The organism is Bosea sp. RAC05, assembly GCF_001713455.1.
Taxonomy (GTDB): Bacteria; Pseudomonadota; Alphaproteobacteria; order Rhizobiales; family Beijerinckiaceae; genus Allobosea.
The window spans coordinates 3,518,163-3,535,633 of sequence record NZ_CP016464.1; the positions used below are offsets into that span (position 1 = coordinate 3,518,163).

General features: G+C 66.8%; 16 protein-coding genes and 2 pseudogenes. 13 read left to right on the forward strand and 5 right to left on the reverse strand.

All coding sequences use genetic code 11. The features are described from left to right. Nucleotides 1-33 precede the first annotated feature (33 nt). The gene (locus BSY19_RS20150) at nt 34-621 is read left to right on the forward strand and encodes an NnrU family protein (protein WP_069055691.1); all 588 of its coding nucleotides are present in this window, start codon (nt 34-36) and stop codon (nt 619-621) included. 28 nt (nt 622-649) lie between these two features. Here BSY19_RS20150 and BSY19_RS20155 read toward each other — a convergent pair whose 3' ends face one another. Both BSY19_RS20155 and BSY19_RS28030 read right to left on the reverse strand, forming a co-directional pair. Then, nucleotides 650-1,249: a hypothetical protein gene (locus BSY19_RS20155; protein ID WP_069055692.1), complete on the reverse strand. Its 600-nt coding sequence runs from the start codon at nt 1,247-1,249 to the stop codon at nt 650-652. A gap of 76 nt (nt 1,250-1,325) precedes the next feature. Continuing rightward, entirely contained in the window at nt 1,326-1,478 is a 153-nt protein-coding gene (locus tag BSY19_RS28030) for a hypothetical protein (RefSeq protein ID WP_171905179.1), read from the reverse strand. A gap of 209 nt (nt 1,479-1,687) precedes the next feature. Here BSY19_RS28030 and BSY19_RS20160 point away from each other — a divergent pair, with 209 nt between their 5' ends. Then, nucleotides 1,688-1,930, forward strand: coding sequence for a hypothetical protein (locus BSY19_RS20160; protein ID WP_069055693.1), 243 nt, complete (start codon nt 1,688-1,690; stop codon nt 1,928-1,930). An 87-nt stretch (nt 1,931-2,017) separates the two neighbouring features. Here the strand turns inward: BSY19_RS20160 and BSY19_RS20165 are convergent, their stop codons facing one another. Next, nucleotides 2,018-2,677, reverse strand: coding sequence for a Spy/CpxP family protein refolding chaperone (locus BSY19_RS20165; protein WP_069055694.1), 660 nt, complete (start codon nt 2,675-2,677; stop codon nt 2,018-2,020). A gap of 184 nt (nt 2,678-2,861) precedes the next feature. Between BSY19_RS20165 and BSY19_RS20170 the strand changes: the two genes are divergently transcribed. The 7 genes from BSY19_RS20170 (at nt 2,862) to dksA (ending at nt 9,940) form a co-directional block, all read left to right on the forward strand. After that, nucleotides 2,862-3,860, forward strand: coding sequence for a P1 family peptidase (locus BSY19_RS20170; protein WP_069055695.1), 999 nt, complete (start codon nt 2,862-2,864; stop codon nt 3,858-3,860). A 32-nt stretch (nt 3,861-3,892) separates the two neighbouring features. Further along, nucleotides 3,893-4,681, forward strand: coding sequence for an ATP12 family chaperone protein (locus tag BSY19_RS20175; protein ID WP_069055696.1), 789 nt, complete (start codon nt 3,893-3,895; stop codon nt 4,679-4,681). Nucleotides 4,682-4,782: 101 nt separating this feature from the next. After that, nucleotides 4,783-5,157, forward strand: coding sequence for a RidA family protein (locus BSY19_RS20180; protein WP_069057269.1), 375 nt, complete (start codon nt 4,783-4,785; stop codon nt 5,155-5,157). A 114-nt stretch (nt 5,158-5,271) separates the two neighbouring features. Then, nucleotides 5,272-6,801, forward strand: a complete 1,530-nt coding sequence (locus BSY19_RS20185) for an acyl-CoA carboxylase subunit beta (protein WP_069055697.1) — start codon at nt 5,272-5,274, stop codon at nt 6,799-6,801. Nucleotides 6,802-6,922: 121 nt separating this feature from the next. Then, entirely contained in the window at nt 6,923-8,296 is a 1,374-nt protein-coding gene (locus BSY19_RS20190) for an MBOAT family O-acyltransferase (RefSeq protein WP_069055698.1), read from the forward strand. Beyond that, complete coding sequence (locus BSY19_RS20195; protein WP_069055699.1) at nt 8,271-9,308, forward strand: hypothetical protein; 1,038 nt, start codon at nt 8,271-8,273, stop codon at nt 9,306-9,308. The genes BSY19_RS20190 and BSY19_RS20195 overlap by 26 nt, the downstream gene beginning before the upstream one ends. 209 nt (nt 9,309-9,517) lie before the next feature. Continuing rightward, entirely contained in the window at nt 9,518-9,940 is a 423-nt protein-coding gene (gene dksA, locus BSY19_RS20200; RefSeq protein ID WP_069055700.1) for an RNA polymerase-binding protein DksA, read from the forward strand. 37 nt (nt 9,941-9,977) lie between these two features. Here the strand turns inward: dksA and BSY19_RS28600 are convergent. Beyond that, a pseudogene (locus BSY19_RS28600) lies at nt 9,978-10,252 on the reverse strand (LysR substrate-binding domain-containing protein); the annotation flags it as partial. On the opposite strand from BSY19_RS28600, the pseudogene BSY19_RS20205 reads away from it, so the two are divergent. From BSY19_RS20205 to BSY19_RS20220, 4 genes and pseudogenes are all read left to right on the forward strand, one after another. Further along, nucleotides 10,247-10,645: pseudogene (locus BSY19_RS20205) on the forward strand (pyridoxamine 5'-phosphate oxidase family protein); the annotation flags it as partial. The pseudogenes BSY19_RS28600 and BSY19_RS20205 sit on opposite strands and share 6 nt — an antisense overlap. Before the next feature lie 105 nt (nt 10,646-10,750). Next, on the forward strand, nt 10,751-11,998 hold the full coding sequence (locus BSY19_RS20210; RefSeq protein ID WP_083247729.1) for an alpha/beta hydrolase: 1,248 nt from the start codon (nt 10,751-10,753) through the stop codon (nt 11,996-11,998). Nucleotides 11,999-12,967: 969 nt separating this feature from the next. Further along, nucleotides 12,968-13,759, forward strand: coding sequence for a DNA adenine methylase (locus BSY19_RS20215; RefSeq protein WP_069055702.1), 792 nt, complete (start codon nt 12,968-12,970; stop codon nt 13,757-13,759). Between the two features lie 30 nt (nt 13,760-13,789). Then, the gene (locus tag BSY19_RS20220; RefSeq protein ID WP_069055703.1) at nt 13,790-16,135 is read left to right on the forward strand and encodes a DGQHR domain-containing protein; all 2,346 of its coding nucleotides are present in this window, start codon (nt 13,790-13,792) and stop codon (nt 16,133-16,135) included. 528 nt (nt 16,136-16,663) lie between these two features. Here BSY19_RS20220 and flgH read toward each other — a convergent pair. After that, entirely contained in the window at nt 16,664-17,446 is a 783-nt protein-coding gene (flgH, locus tag BSY19_RS20225) for a flagellar basal body L-ring protein FlgH (RefSeq protein WP_069055704.1), read from the reverse strand. Nucleotides 17,447-17,471 lie beyond the last annotated feature (25 nt).

The following is a 17,471-nucleotide window of genomic DNA, read 5'->3' on the forward strand; positions in this document are numbered from 1 at the left end:
GTTGGAACAAGTCCAACCTGAGGCGTCTTCTGCATGCTCGTCCTGATCCTCGGCCTCGTCCTGTTCCTCGGCATGCATGCCGTCACGATGAAGCGCGATTTGCGCGAGCAGCTGATCGAGCGGTTCGGCGCGGGCGGCTACCGGGGGCTGTATTCGGCCGTTTCGATCCTCGGCTTCTTGCTGCTGATCTATGGCTACGGGCTGCAGCGCGCGGCGGGCTACACGGTCGTCTGGGAGCCGCCGGTCTGGACGCGGCATCTGGCGCTGCTGCTCAACCTGCCGATCTTCATCCTGCTCGCCGTCGGCCGGCGGCCCTCCTGGCTGCTGTCGCGCGTCAAGCACCCGATGCTGCTGGCGGTGAAGATCTGGGCCACCGCCCATCTCCTCGCCAATGGCGATCTCGGCAGCCTGCTGCTGTTCGGCGGCTTCCTCGCCTGGGCGGTGATGGCGCGCATCTCGGTCAAGCGTCGCCCCGAGGAGATCGCCCGCAGTGCCGCCATGGCGAATGTCGCCTTCGGCCGCCGCGACGTCATCGCGATCGCCGCGGGGCTCGTGCTCTATGTCGTCTTCGCGCTCTGGCTCCACCCGCTGCTGATCGGCGTGTCGGTCACCGGCCGCTGAGGTCCAAGGCCGCCGGGCACGGGCGCGCTCACCAACCCGCCAGCGCCCGCCCGGCCAGCACCATCGCGAACAGGCCGAGCAGCACCGCCGAGGCGCGCGGGATGGCGCGGCGCAGGCGCGAGCCCGCGGCCCGGGCCAGCCCGCGCCCGCCGAGGAACCAGGCCCCGCCCGCGAGCGGGATCATCAACGCCATCGCCGCCAGATGGGTGGCCGCGACCGCGCCCTGCCCGCTCCAGCCGGCCGGCATCAGGACGAGCGCGATGATCAGCGTCTTGGGGTTGAGCAGCGTCGTCGCCAGGATCTGCGCGGGCGCAACCGCGGCGCCGGCGGCGACCTCGCCGCGCGCCCGCCACATCCGCACCGCCGCCAGGGCGAGATAGAGCGCGGCCGCCGCCTGCAAGGCCGGGCGGATCGCCTCGATGCCGGCGCCGACGGCGTGCATCAGCGCCCCCAGCACGAGCACGGCGGACAGATAGCCCGCGAGTTCGGCGAGCAGGAGCCGCGGCAGGAGGAAGCGGGCCGTCCCGTCCCGGGGCTGCGTCGCGCCCGCGAGCGCGAGCAGGGTGTTGGTGGGGCCGGGCGTGGCCAGGAGCAGGGCGAGCCCGAGAAGGAAGGCGCTGGAGATCATGCCCGGCTGTTAGCGCGTCGCGCGGCCGGCAGCCTTGGCCTGGATCAATCGCGGCGCGCGGCGGCGCCGCGGGCGCTCACAGATGCGAGCCGACCTCGTCGCGGAAATAATAGCAGCCCAGCCCCAGGCAGCCGATCAGGATCGACAGCGCATACGGGCCGAAGAGGCTCGTCACGAAAACGAGGCCGATGAAGCCCCGCATCCCCCAGATCAACCATGGTGTCTTCATGGCCCAACCTTTGTTTCCCGTTCCCTGCAAAAACGTAAACAGAAACACATGAATCGAAGTTGAACACTTAAGGTAAATTGCCGTTTTGGCTTTGTTCCCAGCGTGTTAGGGGTTAAGGCGGATTTGCGGCGGTGCCCTGCGAAAAGCCGCTTGCGGCCGTCTGCCGCAGGGGTAACCCTAGGGGTCCCCAACCACGGGAATCAGCGACGATGATGAAGACCCTTCTGGCCGCCCTGGCCCTCACCTGCGTCACCACCTTCGCCCAGGCTCAGAGCTGCGCCGTCCAGGCCGGCGACAAGAAACTGGCCGGCGCCGCCAAGACCAGCTTCCTGACCAAATGCGAGAAGGACGCGACCGCCGCCTGCGACAAGCAGGCCGCCGACAAGAAGCTCGCCGGCGCGGCCAAGACGAGCTTCACCAAGAAATGCGTCACCGATTCGGTCGGCACCTGAGCCAGAGCCACGCGCCCGAGAGCATCGGCCCATGAAAAAGGGCGGCTCTCGCGAGCCGCCCTTCGATTATCTGACTCGCGAGCGTGATCAGCCGCGGCGGTCGCCGTAATCGCCGCGGTCCCAGCGCGGCCCGCGCTCGCCGTCATGATGGCCGCGGCCGCCGCGATGGTCCTCCATGCGCTGGTCCATGCCGCCATGCATGCGCTCATGCATCGCCCGCATCATGCCCCGGCCCTCGGCCATGGCCTCGCGCACGGCGCGGCGCGCCACCGTCTTCTGCTCGTCGCTGAGCGTCGCCCAGAGCGGGCGCACGGCGTCGGCCAGTTCCTTGGAGCGGGCGGCCCGCTCGGCCTGGCGGCCGGACATCATGTCGAGCCGCTCCATGATGTCGGCATGGCGGAAAGTCTCGCGCTGCTCGCGCATCGCCGACCAGCCCGAGCGGCGCTCCTCGGCGCGCTTCTTGATCACGCCCTCGACCGTGTCGAACAGCGCGACCTGCTCCGGCTTCAGCTTCATGTCGGTGCGCAGCTTGGCGAGGCGCTCGTTCAGGCGCTCCTGCATGCGCTCGGCGCGGCGCTCGCGGCCGTCCTCGCGTCGCTGCTCGCGGCCCTCATAGCGCTCGCTGCGCTCGTGGCGCGAACCGTCGCGCTCGCCGCCGGCGGGCGGCATCGGCGCCGGCTGCGCGACGGCGAAGCCCGCGGCCAGGGCGGCGATGGAGGAGGCGGCGATCAGGGCGAAGGGTTTCATACGGAATCTCCCAGAGGGGTCGACGAAGATAGGTCGCTGAGCGGGTCTCGAAGCCGGGTCGCGATGATGCTGAGCATGAGCCGACGGCGCTGTCCTTGCGATGGCGCAATCATGAACTCTCGGTAATGTAACGCACCGGCCTCTCGGTCGTTCCCCGATCCTGCTGCCCTGCCCCGAGCCACCGATGCGCAACCTCATCACCGATGTCCGTGGCCTGCTCGTCGGGCACGCCGATGATAGCGCAGCGGCCACCGGCGTCACCGTCGCCCTGTTCGAGCGCCCGACGGTGGCCTCCGTCGCCATCCTCGGCGGCGCGCCCGGCGTGCGTGAGACCGCTCTCCTCGAGCCGGAGATGACGGTCGAGCATGTCGATGCGATCGTGCTCTCGGGCGGCTCGGCCTGGGGGCTGGCGGCAGCCGATGGCGTGATGGCGCATCTGGCGAGCCTGGGCCGCGGCTTCCCGATCGGCCCGCTGCATGTGCCGATCGTCCCGCAGGCGATCCTGTTCGACCTGCTCAATGGCGGCGCCAAGCCCTGGGCGAAGGGCGGGCCGGAATCGCCCTATCGAAGGCTCGGCGCCCAGGCCGCCGCCAGCGCCGCCGCCGACTTCGCTTTGGGCACGGCCGGCGCCGGCTACGGCGCCACCACCGCCAACCTCAAGGGCGGGCTCGGCTCCGCCAGCGCGCGTGCCGCCACGGGGCAGATCGTCGGCGCGCTCGTCGCGGTCAATGCGGTCGGCACCGCGACGATCGGCGACGGCCCGCATTTCTGGGCGGCGCCCTATGAGCGCGACCGTGAGTTCGGCGGGCGTGGCTGGCCGGCCGGCATCCGGCCGGAGGATCTCGGCCTGCGCTTCAAGGGCGGCACGGGCCAGAACACCACGATTGCTTTGGTCGCGACCGACGCCGTGCTGACCAAGGCGCAGTGCAAGCGCCTCGCGCTCGCCGCCCATGACGGGCTGGCGCGGGCGCTACGACCCTCCCATGGCGCGCTCGACGGCGACATCGTCTTCGCCGCCGCGACCGGCCACAGCGGCGCGCCGTCCGACGCCTTCGCGCTGACCGAACTCTGCGCCACCGCCGCCGATGTGCTGGCGCGGGCCGTCGCGCGCGGCGTCCATGCCGCCACCGCCCTGCCCTTCGCGGGCGCGCTGCCGGCCTGGCGCGACCGTTTCGGAGGCTGACCGCGCGCCGCCGCCATGCTAGAGGCGCGGCCATGTCGACCGATGAATTCCTCGCCCGCTTCGGCGCTGCCGGCCAGCGCCAGCCCGATCCCGTCGCCGCCGCGCAGAAGGCGATGCGCAACGCCCTGCCGAGCCGCTTCTACGAGCACGCCGCCGTGCTCGAGCGCGACGGGCTGTTCCATGTCGCGCTCGACGGCCGCGTCGCCCGCACCCCGGCCCGCAACCCGCTGGCGGTGGCCTCCCGCCCCGTCGCCGAGGCGCTCGCCGCCGAATGGGACGCACCGAGCGACAGGATCGATCCCGCCCGCATGCCGCTGACCCGGCTGGTCAATTCGGCGCTGGACGGCGTCGCCGACCAGCACGAGGCCGTGCGCGCCGAGATCGTCCGCTATGCCGGCTCCGACGCGCTCTGCTACCGCGCCGGCGAACCGCAGGAGTTGGTCGCGCTGCAGGACAAGATCTGGGAGCCGATCCGCCGCGAGGTCGAGGCCAGGATCGGCGCCCGCTTCATCCTCGCGCAGGGCATCGTCTTCGCAGAGCAGCCGCCGACCACGCTCGATGCGGTGGCGCGCCATGTCGCCGCCATCCCTGCCCCCGTCGCGCTGGCGGGCGCCCACAACGTCATGACGCTGACCGGCTCGACCCTGCTGATGCTGGCGCTCCATTTCGGCCTGCGCGACGCCGACGCGATCTGGGCCGCCGCCCATTGCGACGAGGACTACCAGATCGGCATCTGGGGCCAGGACGAGGAAGCGGCCGAGCGCCGCGCCATCCGCCGGACTGAGTATGATGCGGCGGTGCTGCTGCTCCGGCACGGCTAGCGCCAGCGCGCCGGGCGCGGCCTTGGCCTGAAGCTTGCTCGCCCGGCCCGGCCGGACCGACCGGCGCGCCGGAGACCCTCGCCATGCTGCCAGTCCACCACATGATCGCGGGTGGTCCCCGTCCGGTCGCGCCCTTCTCCCATGCCGTCGAGGCCGATGGCTGGGTCTTCATCACCGGGCAGATGCCGACCGATCCGGCCGCCCCCGACGCGGCACTGCCCGAGGGCATTGCGGCGCAGACCCGCCGCGTCATGGACAATCTGATCATCGTGCTCGAAGGGCTCGGCCTGAGTCTCGCCAACGTCACCATGGCGCGCGTCTACCTGACCGAGTTCCACCGCGATTATGCAGAGATGAACGCGGCCTATGCCGCGTATTTCCCTGAAGGAGAGCGCCCGGCCCGCACCTGCATCGGCGTCTCCGGGCTGGCGCTGCATGCACTCGTCGAGATCGATCTCGTCGCGCGGCGGCCCTGAGGCCGGCCCGCCGCCTTGGCCGAAAGCCGCAACCCGCCCTGATGGACTCGCGGGGCGCCGGCGCTTAATTCCTTGAGCACGACATCGTTCGTCGGCTGCGGGACGCATATCGCCATGAAAGACATTCTCGAACAGCTCGAAGACCGACGCGAGGGCGCTCGCCAGGGCGGCGGCGCCAAGCGCGTCGCGGCACAGCACGGCAAGGGCAAGCTGACCGCCCGCGAGCGCATCGAACTCCTGCTCGACAAGGACTCCTTCGAGGAGTTCGACATGTTCGTGCAACATCGCTGCGTCGATTTCGGCATGGAGAAGGCCGAGAAGATCCCCGGCGACGGCGTCGTCACCGGCTGGGGCACGGTCAACGGCCGCACCGTCTTCGTCTTCTCCAAGGACTTCACCGTCTTTGGCGGCTCGCTGTCGGAGACCCACGCCCAGAAGATCGTCAAGATCCAGGACATGGCGCTGAAGATGCGCGCTCCCATCGTCGGCCTGTTCGACGCCGGCGGCGCCCGCATCCAGGAGGGCGTGGCGGCGCTCGGCGGCTATGGCGAGGTCTTCCGGCGCAATGTCGCGGCCTCGGGCGTCATCCCGCAGATCTCGGTGATCATGGGCCCCTGCGCCGGCGGCGACGTCTACTCGCCCGCCATGACCGACTTCATCTTCATGGTCCGCGACACCTCCTACATGTTCGTCACCGGCCCCGACGTGGTGAAGACCGTCACCAACGAGACCGTGACCTCGGAGGAGCTCGGCGGCGCCAAGGTCCACACCGCTAAGTCCTCCGTCGCCGACGGCGCCTTCGAGAACGATGTCGAGGCGCTGCTGCAGGTGCGCCGCCTGCTCGATTTCCTACCCGCCAACAACACGGCGGGCGTGCCGGAATGGCCGAGCTTCGACGTACCCGACCGCGTCGACATGAGCTTGGACACGCTGGTGCCGGACAACCCCAACAAGCCCTACGACATCAAGGAGCTGATCCTGAAGACGCTCGACGAGGGCGATTTCTTCGAGATCCAGGGAGCCTATGCCGGCAACATCGTCACCGGCTTCGGCCGCATCGAGGGCCGCACGGTCGGTGTCGTCGCCAACCAGCCGATGGTTCTGGCCGGCGTGCTCGACTCCGACGCCAGCCGCAAGGCCGCGCGCTTCGTGCGCTATTGCGACGCCTTCGAGATCCCGATCGTCACCTTCGTCGACGTGCCCGGCTTCCTGCCCGGAACGGCGCAGGAATATGGCGGCCTGATCAAGCACGGCGCCAAGCTGCTCTACGCTTATACCGAATGCACCGTGCCGCTGGTCACCGTGATCACCCGCAAGGCCTTCGGCGGCGCCTATGACGTGATGGCCTCGAAGCATATCGGCGCCGACGTCAACTACGCCTGGCCGACCGCCCAGATCGCCGTGATGGGCGCCAAGGGCGCGGTCGAGATCATCTTCCGCGGCATGGACGCGGATGGCATCGCCGCCAAGACGAAAGAGTATGAGGACCGCTTCATGTCGCCCTTCGTCGCGGCCGAGCGCGGCTATGTCGACGAGGTCATCATGCCGCATTCGACACGGCGGCGAATCGCGCGGGCGCTCGCCATGCTCAGGACCAAGAGCGTCGAGCGGCCCTGGCGCAAGCACGACAACATTCCGCTGTGAGGGCACGGGGCGGAACCGGGGCCTGGCGGGATGCGCGCTCCGCTCCGGCCCGGGCCCCGCGCGACATGACAGCCCTTTCATAATGGGTTAACCGGGCGCGTCCCTCCTTGCGCCCGGCCCGATGCTCTTCAACTCCTTCGCCTTCCTCTTCGCCTTCCTGCCGCTGGCGCTCGGTCTGCACTGGCTGGTCGAGCGTTTCGCGCCGGTCTGGCGGCTGCCACTGCTGCTGGTGCTGTCGCTGGCCTTCTACGCCTATTGGGACTGGCGCTTCCTGCCGCTGCTGATGGCCTCGATCCTGGTCAACTGGCTGGTCGCGGAGGGCTTCCAGAAGACCCGCTCGGGCGCGCTGATCACGGCGGCGATCGTCGCCAACCTGCTGCTGCTGGCGCTGTTCAAGTACTTCAACTTCTTCGGCGATCTCGCTGCGATGATTCCGGGTTTGCCGGCGCCGAAGCTCGATCTGGCGCTCCCGCTGGGCATCTCGTTCTTCACCTTCCACCACGTCATGTACCTGACGGATCTGCGCCGCGGCCAGGCGCCGCGCTACGATCTGGTCCGCTACGGGCTCTACATCGCCTTCTTCCCGCAGGTTCTGGCGGGGCCGCTGGTGCGCTGGCGCGAGATCATGCACCAGTTCGACGAGCGCCCCTATCAGCGGCCCGACGCCGCCGAGCGCTTCGGGCGCGGGCTTCTGCTGCTCACCGCAGGCCTCGCCAAGAAGGTGCTGATCGGCGATCCGCTGGCCGAATACGCCAACCCGGTCTTCGCCGCGGCGGCGGCCGGTCAGGTCGTGACGGTGGCCGAGGCCTGGCAGGCGACGCTCGCCTTCACCTTCCAGATCTATTTCGACTTCTCCGGCTACACCGACATGGCGCTGGGGCTGGCCTTGCTGCTCGGCATCGTGCTGCCGCCGAATTTCGAGGCGCCCTATCGCGCGGCGAGCATCCAGGATTTCTGGCGCCGCTGGCACATGACGCTGTCGCGCTTCCTGCGCGACTATCTCTACATTGGGCTCGGCGGCTCGCGGCACGGGCTGCCCACCCAGATCTGGGCGCTGTTTGCGACGATGGCGCTCGGCGGGCTCTGGCACGGCGCCGGCCTCACCTTCGTCGCCTGGGGCGCGGCCCATGGGCTGGCGCTCATCGTCGCCCTGTTGTGGCGCCGCGCCGGCTGGCCGATGCCGCCGCTCCTCGGCTGGCTCCTGACCTTCGTCTTCGTCGCGCTCTGCTGGGTGCTGTTCCGGGCGACGAGCTTCGAGGCGGCTCTGGCGATCTACAAGGGGCTCTTCGGCCTCGCCCCGCTCGGCACCGGCTTCAAATGGCGGGCGCTGCTGCCGGCGGCCGCCTTCGCGATCATCGGCCCGACCGCCTGGGCGCTGGTCCATCGGCTCCCGCCGGCACGCTGGCTCGCGTTCGCGGCGGGTGTGCTGTTCGTCCTCATCCTCTTCAAGATCGGCGAAGACGCCAATTATGAGTTCATCTACTTCCAGTTCTGAGGCGGCTGGCCGTCCGGGCGCCAGGGAGGCAAACGAGGCGCGCTGGGCCGGCTTCGTGCGCGGCTTCGCCGTCACGGCCGCCACGGTGCTGCTCGGTACGCTGGCCCTCGCCTGGCTGATCGACCCCTACGGCACCGGCAACACGCCGCTCTCGCTGCGCGAGGGCGTGCGGCCGCAGGGCCCGCGCACCGCCGCCGCCAGCCGGGGCCGCGACCCCGCCTTCCAGGCCGCCATCTTCGGCAATTCCCATATCCAGCTGCTCTCGCCCGAGCAGTTGCAGGCGGCGTCCGGCATCGCCTTCGTCTCGCTGATCGCACCGGCTTCGGGCCCCAAGGAGGGGCTGGTCCTGATCGACTGGTTCCTGCGCCACCGTCGCGAGCCGGCGCGCGCCGTCGTCGTCGGCATCGACGATCTCTGGTGCACGGCCGACCCGGCGATGCCCAACGCCAAGCCCTTCCCGTTCTGGCTCTACAGCCGCGACCGTGCCGACTATCTCGTCGGCCTGCTGCGCTTCGACGTGCTGGAGGAGCTTCAGCGCCGCATCGTCTATCTCCTGACCGGGCGCGGCGAGCGGGCCCGGCCGGACGGCTACTGGGACTACGAGCCCAACTATATCGGCATGGGCTACGACCGCGATCCCGGCAAGCGGGCCGCCCTCGAACAGCCGGGCCCCTCCGGAGGCGGCAACGCGAGCGGCCCCTGGCCCGCCGTACAGGCCCTCGAGGCCGTGATGCAGGCAGCACCCGGCACGCCGCTGATCCTCGTGCGCCCGCCGGTCTATCGCAGCCTGTTGCCGGTACCGGGCAGCGCCGACGCCGCCGCCGATGCCGGCTGCCGCGGCGCCTTCGCCGCGCTCGCCGCACGCAGGCCCCTCACCGCGCTGATCGACTGGCGCCGCGACCGGTCCGAGCTTCACGATCCGAATCAGTTCTTCGACCGCAGCCACTACCGCCAGCCGATCGCCCGGCTGGTCGAGGCCGAGATCGCCGCCGCCCTGAAGGCGATGCGCTGATGCGAGGCGCCCCCCGGCGGCTCCGATGGCCTTCCGGCGGGCGAAACCGGCCTGTCGCGCCGGCCCGGACACGCCCCGGTGAAGAACGCGCGAGCGGCTGCCAATCCGATTGTGAGCGCCCCCCGGCATCGCTATAAGGGCGCCAAATCGGCGGCCCTCCCACGGCAATGTCGGTGGGCGCCGCGGGACGACAACCAGAGAGTGCGCCTATGTCGAAGCAGATCATCCTCGACGCGGACTACAAGCCCAGCGACGACGAACCGTTCATGAACGACCGGCAGCGCGAGTATTTCCGGGGCAAGCTGATGGCCTGGAAGGACGAGATCCTGAAGGAAGCCCGCGAGACCCTGGTGACGCTGCAGAGCGAGAGCGAGAACCACCCCGACATCGCCGACCGGGCCTCGTCCGAAACCGACCGCGCCATCGAGCTGCGCGCCCGCGACCGCCAGCGCAAGCTGATCGCCAAGATCGACGCCGCCATCGCCCGCATCGACGACAACACCTATGGCTATTGCGAGGAGACCGGCGAGCCGATCTCGCTGAAGCGGCTGGAGGCCCGGCCGATCGCGACGCTCTCGCTCGAAGCCCAGGAGCGCCACGAGCGCAACGAGCGCGTCTTCCGCGACGATTGAGGCCGCCGCACCGCTCACCACCGCCGAGCCCCGCCCGTCAGGAGCGGGGCTTTTTTGCAGGCGAGGAATCGCGCCAGCCGAGTTCGGTGAACGACCACCGGGTCTCGGCCACCGCCATGTCGATGAAGGCCCGGACCTTGGCCGAGAGCAGGCGCTGCGTCGGATAGACGATCTGGATCGGCGACGGCGGCCGCTCATACTCCGCCAGCAGGATCGTCAGGCGCCCCGGCGGATCGCCGCCGCCGCCTGATAGGCCAGCACCAGCGTCAGCCCGCCGCCGTCGATGGCATTCTGGACGGCGCTCTCGGCGGCGCGGCCGGCTTCCTGCGCGTGATCGACGAGCGCACGCTGGGCTTCGCCGATTTCCGCGGCAACCGGCAATATGTCAGCCTCGGCAATCTCTCCGAGAACCCCAAGGCTGATCTCTTCCTGATCGACTGTGCTTGCCGGCAGCGCATCAAGATCTGGGGCACGGCCCGCGTCGTCGAGGACGATCCGGCCCTGATCGAGCGCCTGCGGCCGGAGAGCTATGCCGGCACGCCCGAGCAGGCGATCCTGTTCGAGATCGCGGCCGGGGACGCCAACTGCCCGCAGCACATCCCGCAGCTGATCGCCGCGAAGGACGTCGCGGCCGTGCTGGCAGAGCGCGACCGGCGGATCCTCGTGCTCGAGGCCGAACTCGCCGGCCCCCGGTCTCTCGCCTGAACCGGCTCTGGCGCCCGGCGCCCGCGATGGTCTATGGTGACGCAAGGGGAAGGCTGGAGACCCGGAGGCTGCGGCCGCCCGGCCGGCTGGCAGGGGAAAAGCGTCATGTTGCGTCGGATCATGCGGCCATCGCGGGCCGGTCTTTTGGCCGTCCTGGCGCTGGGGCTCGGCGGCTGTGCCGGCGATGTCCGCGGCGTGCTCGTGCCCGTGGCCAGTCCCGCCCCCGATTCCAGCCGCGTCACCATGCTGGTTGCCACCACCCGCGCGCCCGACCCGGATGCCGGGCTTTTGTTCTCGGGCGAGCGCGGCGCGCCGACCTTCGCCGAGATCACCGTCTCCGTGCCCGCCGAGGGGCGCCGCAAGATCGGCGAGGTGCAGTGGCCCAAGGCCCTGCCCGGCAATCCCGAGACCGATTTCGTCACGCTCAAGGTCGAGAAGCTCGACCAGAAGGCCGCCGTCTCCCGCTTCAACAAGGCGGTGCAGAAGGTGCCCAAGCGCCGCGTCATGGTCTTCATCCACGGCTTCAACAACCGCTTCGAGGATGCCGTCTACCGCTTCGCCCAGATCGTCCACGACTCGAAGGCCGAGGTCGTGCCGATCCTGTTCACCTGGCCCTCGCGCGGCTCGGTCTTCGCCTATGGCTATGACCGCGAGAGCGGCAACTACTCGCGCCGCGCGCTGGAGAACCTGTTCCAGGCGCTGGCGCGCGACCCCGCCGTCGGCGAGGTCTCGGTGCTCGCCCACTCGATGGGCAACTGGGTGACGCTCGAGGCGCTGCGCGAAATGTCGATCCGCAACGGCACGATCTCGCCCAAGATCGCCAATGTCATGCTGGCGGCGCCCGATGTCGACGTCGACGTCTTCCGCAGCCAGATCGCCGACATGGAAGGCCGCCGCCCGAAATTCACCCTCTTCGTCTCGCAGGACGACCGGGCGCTGGCGGCCTCGCGGCGGGTCTGGGGCAGCACCGCGCGCCTGGGCGCGATCAACCCCGATGCCGAGCCCTACCGGTCGGAGCTCGAGAAGGCCGGCATCACCGTCCTGAACCTGACCTCGCTGCGCTCGGGCGACCGGCTCAACCACGGCAAATTCGCCGAGAGCCCCGAGGTGGTGAAGCTGATCGGCTCGCGGCTGATCGAAGGCCAGCCGATCACCGACACCCGCATCGGGCTGGGCGAGAAGGTGATGCAGGTCACCGCCGGCACCGCCCACGCGGTCGGCTCCGTCGCCGGGCTGGCGATCTCGGCCCCGGTCGCGATCGTCGATCCCCACACCCGCCGCAACTTCGCCGACAAGACCGACGCCGTCGGCCAGTCCCTGCGCGACGTCGGCGACCACGCCACGAGCGAGTAACCGCGCCGGCGGGCGCGGTCGGCCCCCGTCGCAGGACGAGGCGCGGGAACAGCGCCGCCCCTTCCCTTCTCCCCTCGCGGGAGAGGCGCCGGACCCGCGGGGAACCCCTCTCCTGTAAGGAGAGGGGCAGGGGTGAGGTGTCGGCCCTTTGACGCGGGAGCCGCACCCTGACTGCAGCCGCGGTGAGGTTGGCCGTCCGCTGGTCCAGCGGCCATCCCCTCACCCCTGCCCTTCTCACGGATCTCGGGCCTGCCCGAGATCAGCTCTCAGAGTGTCGAAGTCGGCAACAGCCGACTTCGATGCGGGAGAGGGGTTCCTCGCGCCTCACCTTGAATACGCACACCAAATCCCCGCCCGCGCTCGCACGCGGCGGATGTCATGAGGGGCAGCGGAGCGCCGCGAGGCGCGTAGCAGAGAATCCGCATCCGTTGAGCCAGGATGCGGCGCGGATGGATTGAGCCACCATCCGCACGCCCCGTGGCGCTCCGCTTGTCGGCGATTTCGGACCTCGGGCCGCGCTTATCGGGTCGAAGGCCATCCATCGCCGCGAGCCCTCGGGCGCCAGTTCCCCTCATCGGGTTGTCGCGCCGTCAGGCATGGGACGAAGGCGTGATGCCAGCCACCTTTCCAGCGAGCTCCTCGCACAGGGATCGTATTGTCCCCAGGGCGGTGCCCCGAAGCCTCCCGGGAGTGGATCGTGACTCCACCCGCAGGCGCCGCCCCCACCCCCACCAACGGCACACCTCCGGATGGCTGCCCCTCGGGGATGAGGTGGGGCGATTATGGGTGTGGTTGGCGGGGCGGGGATAAATCACAGGCCGTCGAACATGATCGAACCGATCGTCGGAAACTCCCAGATCGGTGATTAAAATCGGCAGCGCTGTGATTGTTTTTTGTCAGCTAGTTGCAGAGACTGCCGTCATCCCGCTAATCGGATGTCGTGCAGCCGGATCAAGAGGGCGGGTTGACTTGAAGCCTTTCATAAAGTGGGCAGGCGGAAAACGCTGGCTGCTCAACGACCCCAGCTTTGGTCTGCCAAGCTTTGACGGGCGGTACATTGAACCGTTCCTGGGCGGCGGCGCGGTATTCTTTCACCTTGCTCCGGCGCAGGCAATCCTATCTGATGTGAATGATCGCTTGATCGCTACCTATCGTTCGATCCGCGATGAGTGGCAACCGGTTCAGGCTTGCCTGTCCGAATATGATCAGAAGCATTCGAAAGATTTTTATTATGAGGAAAGAGCGCGCCAGCACGCAGAGCCATATCGTCAAGCGGCTCAGTTTCTTTACCTCAATCGCACGTGCTTCAACGGTCTGTACCGCGAGAACCTCAGGGGGCAGTTCAACGTGCCGCTAGGCTCGAAAGTACAGGTGACGCTGGTCGACGATGATTTCCGGAAGGCAAGCGAATTGCTGGCGCGGGCCGACCTGCGGACGAGCGACTTCGAGCCCGTTGTCGACGAGGCCCGAGAAGGCGATCTGTTGTTTCTCGATCCGCCCTACACCACCGCCCACAATTGCAATGGCTTCGTAAAGTATAACCAGAAGATCTTCAGTTGGGATGATCAGAAGCGCCTGATGAACGCAGTCAGCGGGGCCAGGCGGCGCGGGGCAAAGGTTGTGCTGACCAATGCCGACCACCCGAGCATCCATGCGCTGTACGTCGACCTCGGTGTGCCACAGGTTGTTTCGCGACCGTCAGTTATCGCTGGTTCTGCTAATTCTCGGCGCGGCACCACCGAGGCGCTGTTCATTTTCTAGTTTCGGACGTCGTGCAGGAATGAGGAAACTGTGCCGTTTATTGATCCCGCCGAAGCGGTTTCGCTTCGCAACAAAATGAGCTCAGACAAGTCGCAGCTGGGCAAAATCTTTGCTGCGAAGTCCGCAAAATTTCAAACCCGGAACGTCGACCATAGTCTGGTCGATGGGCTGCTAGAGGCGGGCTGGGAAGAATTCGGCGCGCCGCTCAAGACCAAAACTAGGCTGCGCAAGGCTAAAAGCCACAACGTACAGTTCGAGGATGACATCTGGTGTCAGCTTTATAGGCTTGGCTACCGACAGCTTAACGTCGACGAAACGTTCTGCTTGCCATTCGGTCAGAGCTCTGCAGAGAAAAAGCAGATCGACGTTGTTGCGATCAATGATGACACGGTGCTGCTCGTCGAATGCAAGTCCAGCGAAGCACCAGCGAAGGCTCCATCCTACAAAACCGAATTCGACGCGCTACGCTTGCGCCTCGACGGCTTTCGCAAATCGATCGATCAGTCATTCGGCCCCGGTCGCCGGATAAAATATCTCTTTGCGACACGCAACCTACGGTTGGCGCGCGATTCCGCTGACGTAATCAGGCTGAATGAGGCCGGCGGATTCTATTACAACGATAATACGTTTGAATATGTCGATAGCCTGATCAAGGCGTACCGCGATGCTGCACACTATCAATTCATGGGCCTACTCATGAAGGGGCAGCAGATCAACAAAGACAAGATCGAGGTTCCCGCCATCGAAGGCACCATGGGAAACAAAACGTATTATATGTTCTCGCTCGAACCCCAGACCCTGCTTAAGATCGGATTTGTACTGCACCGGACCCGCGCGAACGAATCGGAAATGCCGACCTATCAGCGGCTGCTTTTGCCGTCGCGACTGAAGGGCATCACCAAATTTATCGATGGGGGCGGCTATTTTCCCAATTCGGCGATCCTCAATTTCAATGAACGCGAAGCGAAACTTGAATTTCAGGGGCAGGCGCGATCCAAGGATTCGGCGTCGCGTACTGGCTTGCTAAAAATCCCGAATGCGTTTGCGATCGCCTATATCATAGACGGCCAGCACCGCATCTACGGTTACGCAAATTCGAGGTTCAAAGGAAGCAACACCATCCCGGTCGTAGCTTTCAAGAATCTTGATCCGGGTGATCAACTCGAACTTTTTATGCAAATCAACGAAAACCAGAAGGCGGTGAGCCCGACTTTGCGGATCACGCTTGAAGAGGACCTGTACTGGAACGCCAGTCGCCTGGATTCGAGGTTGAAGGCGCTGCGCTCGTCAGTGATCCGCGCATTGGGCGGCGACACATCTGGTCCGCTCTACAACAAGATTTCGCTTGGCGAGGACAAGGCTGCGCTCCAGGCAAAGCCGTTCGCCGACGCACTGCTCAGGTGTAAATTACTACCAGAAGGAAGAGGCAATAGATTCGTCGACGGGACCACAGCAACGTCGCTCTACGAAGCGGCCAACGTCGACTATAACGCAGAGATGATGAAGGCGCGCGATCGCACCGTCGGTCTCATCAATGCATGCTACGAGCTCTGCGAGGAGGTCTTGAATCCGGATCAGGAAGCATTCCAAACCTACATCCTCTCAAACCGCGGCAGCTTCGCATTTGTTTCTTTAATCGGTGATCTCCATGCCTTTGAGACAGACCGTGGTTTTATCTCCATCAAATCGACCACCGCCGAGCGGATCGCGGCGCTCGAAAAATATCTGCTCGTGCTGTTCAAAGCGTTGCAGACAATCTCGCCTGAGAACGCCGAAGCTTTGACGGGCAAGCTCGGTAGTGGCGCGGAAACCACGTGGCTGCGGATTTTTCAGGGCTATATCCACGCCAAGTTTGCCGACTACAATCCGCCGGAACTTCAGGATTGGAAGGAGCGGCAGGACAAGGCGCTGCAGACTGAGGGCCGGGAACTGGGCACGCGGATTGAGCGCCACATGAAGCATTTCATTATCGGTCAGTTGAAGGCCCTGTTCGGTGAGAATTGGGACATCGAGATCGGATCGATCCAGCGCGACTGTGAGACGCGTGCGAAAGAGCAAATGGAAAAGAGCTATAAGGAGGGACTGGGGCGCCTCGAAATACCTTGGACCGATCAATTTTTCATCAAGGACTACAAAACAATCATCGAGAAGTACTGGACGAAAGTACCTGAATTAAAAACGAACGCCCAGTCGTTCGAGCAGCATTTTTCAATTGATGTCGGCCACGGATTCGGCAGCAAATCTGATAAGATAAAGTGGATTTCTCTTTTCAATACGCTACGCAATAACTGGGCGCATGAGGGAACGAAGGAAAAGGGCCTGAACAAGAGTGATGTCGATTTTCTTTCAAAAGTTCACCGCAAGCTCGGCTTGTAGCGCGAGCGTTGCCACTTTCTTTACCGACGAGAGCCGCCGGCTCCGCAATCACCTGAGAATGACAAACCGCAAAATCGAGCCAGTCGATCCTCGGCTGTAACGACCGGCGACAGACTACTTTGATCTATTCGCGGCCGTAAGGAGCCAGTCCGCGAACGGCCTGTTACCGGACGCTCGGACACTCACTTTGCGAGGTCCGCTTCTGGGCACATCGCATCCCCTCCCCCCACAAAAAACCCCGCCTCGGGAGAGAGCGGGGTTTTCTGTCGGCCGCTCGCCCTGAAGGCTTGGGGAGCGTGGCGGGGCGGCCGGTGGGGTGGCGGCTCGGGAGAGACCGCCGGCCGGCTGGCGCGGGGATAAGCGGGGAGCGTTCCGCGCCGGCCGGGATGGGGGAAATCGTGTCGGTGAGATCCTTCGTGAGGGGCCTGGGGAAGCCGCCGGCCTTGGTCCATCCTCGGGCGGCGTCCCGCCCTTCGGTGGATCCCGGGACGGCAGGCCGCCCGGGCTGACGTCGTGTCCGGGTGAGGGTTAGAACGGCAGCAGGATGTCCATCACCTGCTGGCCGTAGCGCGGCTGCTGGACGTCGGTGATCTGGCCGCGGCCGCCATAGGCGATGCGGGCCTGGGCGATCTTGGTCGATTCGATGGTGTTGTCGCTCTCGATGTCCTCCGGCCGGATCACGCCGGCGACGATCAGCTCGCGCACCTCGAAATTCACCCGGATCTCCTGCTTGCCCTCGATCACGAGGTTGCCGTTGGGCAGCGTCTGGGTGACGACAGCGGCGACGTTCGTCGCCAGCGTCTCGGAGCGGTTGACCGAGCCCGCGCCCTCGCTCGAGGCGGCGGAGTCGAGCTTGAGCAGCGAGCCGGCGCTGGCGCCGTCGGGCAGGTATTTGTCGAGCTTGTTCTCGTAGCCGAGGAAGTTGTCGGCGCCGACATCCTCGCCGTTCTTGCGGCTGCGCTTGGTCGTGTTGTTGAGCTGCGCCTTGTCGGTGACCTTGACCTTGACGGTCACGAGATCGCCGACGAGCCGGGCGCGCTGGTCCTTGAAGAAGGCGCGGGAGCCCGTGCGCCAGAGCGAGTTCGGCGCGTAGGAGGCGTGCTCCATCGCCGGCATCGGCATCTGCACGGGCTTGTAGCCCTTGCTCGCGGTCGGGTCCTCGATCGGCGAGAGCGCGGGGGCGGCGCCGACATTGGCGAGCCGGTCGGCGGCGCCGCAGGCGCTGAGCGAGACGCCCAGCAGCAGCAGGCCGGCGATGCGGGCCCCGCTGCGGAGGGGGGTGCGGGGGGTGGGGTTCGCGACAGGGATCATGGCACTCATCCGGTTTCCGGAGGAC

What these genes read in the sequence shown, in the direction of transcription:
- BSY19_RS20150 (WP_069055691.1), top strand. Translation starts at nt 34, where the DNA reads ATGCTCGTCCTGATCCTCGGCCTCGTCCTGTTCCTCGGCATGCATGCC.
- BSY19_RS20190 (WP_069055698.1), top strand. Translation starts at nt 6,923, where the DNA reads ATGCTCTTCAACTCCTTCGCCTTCCTCTTCGCCTTCCTGCCGCTGGCG.
- BSY19_RS20175 (WP_069055696.1), top strand. Translation starts at nt 3,893, where the DNA reads ATGTCGACCGATGAATTCCTCGCCCGCTTCGGCGCTGCCGGCCAGCGC.
- BSY19_RS20210 (WP_083247729.1), top strand. Translation starts at nt 10,751, where the DNA reads ATGTTGCGTCGGATCATGCGGCCATCGCGGGCCGGTCTTTTGGCCGTC.
- BSY19_RS20180 (WP_069057269.1), top strand. Translation starts at nt 4,783, where the DNA reads ATGATCGCGGGTGGTCCCCGTCCGGTCGCGCCCTTCTCCCATGCCGTC.
- flgH (WP_069055704.1), bottom strand. Translation starts at nt 17,446, where the DNA reads ATGATCCCTGTCGCGAACCCCACCCCCCGCACCCCCCTCCGCAGCGGG.
- BSY19_RS20185 (WP_069055697.1), top strand. Translation starts at nt 5,272, where the DNA reads ATGAAAGACATTCTCGAACAGCTCGAAGACCGACGCGAGGGCGCTCGC.
- BSY19_RS20195 (WP_069055699.1), top strand. Translation starts at nt 8,271, where the DNA reads ATGAGTTCATCTACTTCCAGTTCTGAGGCGGCTGGCCGTCCGGGCGCC.
- dksA (WP_069055700.1), top strand. Translation starts at nt 9,518, where the DNA reads ATGTCGAAGCAGATCATCCTCGACGCGGACTACAAGCCCAGCGACGAC.
- BSY19_RS28030 (WP_171905179.1), bottom strand. Translation starts at nt 1,478, where the DNA reads ATGAAGACACCATGGTTGATCTGGGGGATGCGGGGCTTCATCGGCCTC.
- BSY19_RS20165 (WP_069055694.1), bottom strand. Translation starts at nt 2,677, where the DNA reads ATGAAACCCTTCGCCCTGATCGCCGCCTCCTCCATCGCCGCCCTGGCC.
- BSY19_RS20160 (WP_069055693.1), top strand. Translation starts at nt 1,688, where the DNA reads ATGATGAAGACCCTTCTGGCCGCCCTGGCCCTCACCTGCGTCACCACC.
- BSY19_RS20170 (WP_069055695.1), top strand. Translation starts at nt 2,862, where the DNA reads ATGCGCAACCTCATCACCGATGTCCGTGGCCTGCTCGTCGGGCACGCC.
- BSY19_RS20155 (WP_069055692.1), bottom strand. Translation starts at nt 1,249, where the DNA reads ATGATCTCCAGCGCCTTCCTTCTCGGGCTCGCCCTGCTCCTGGCCACG.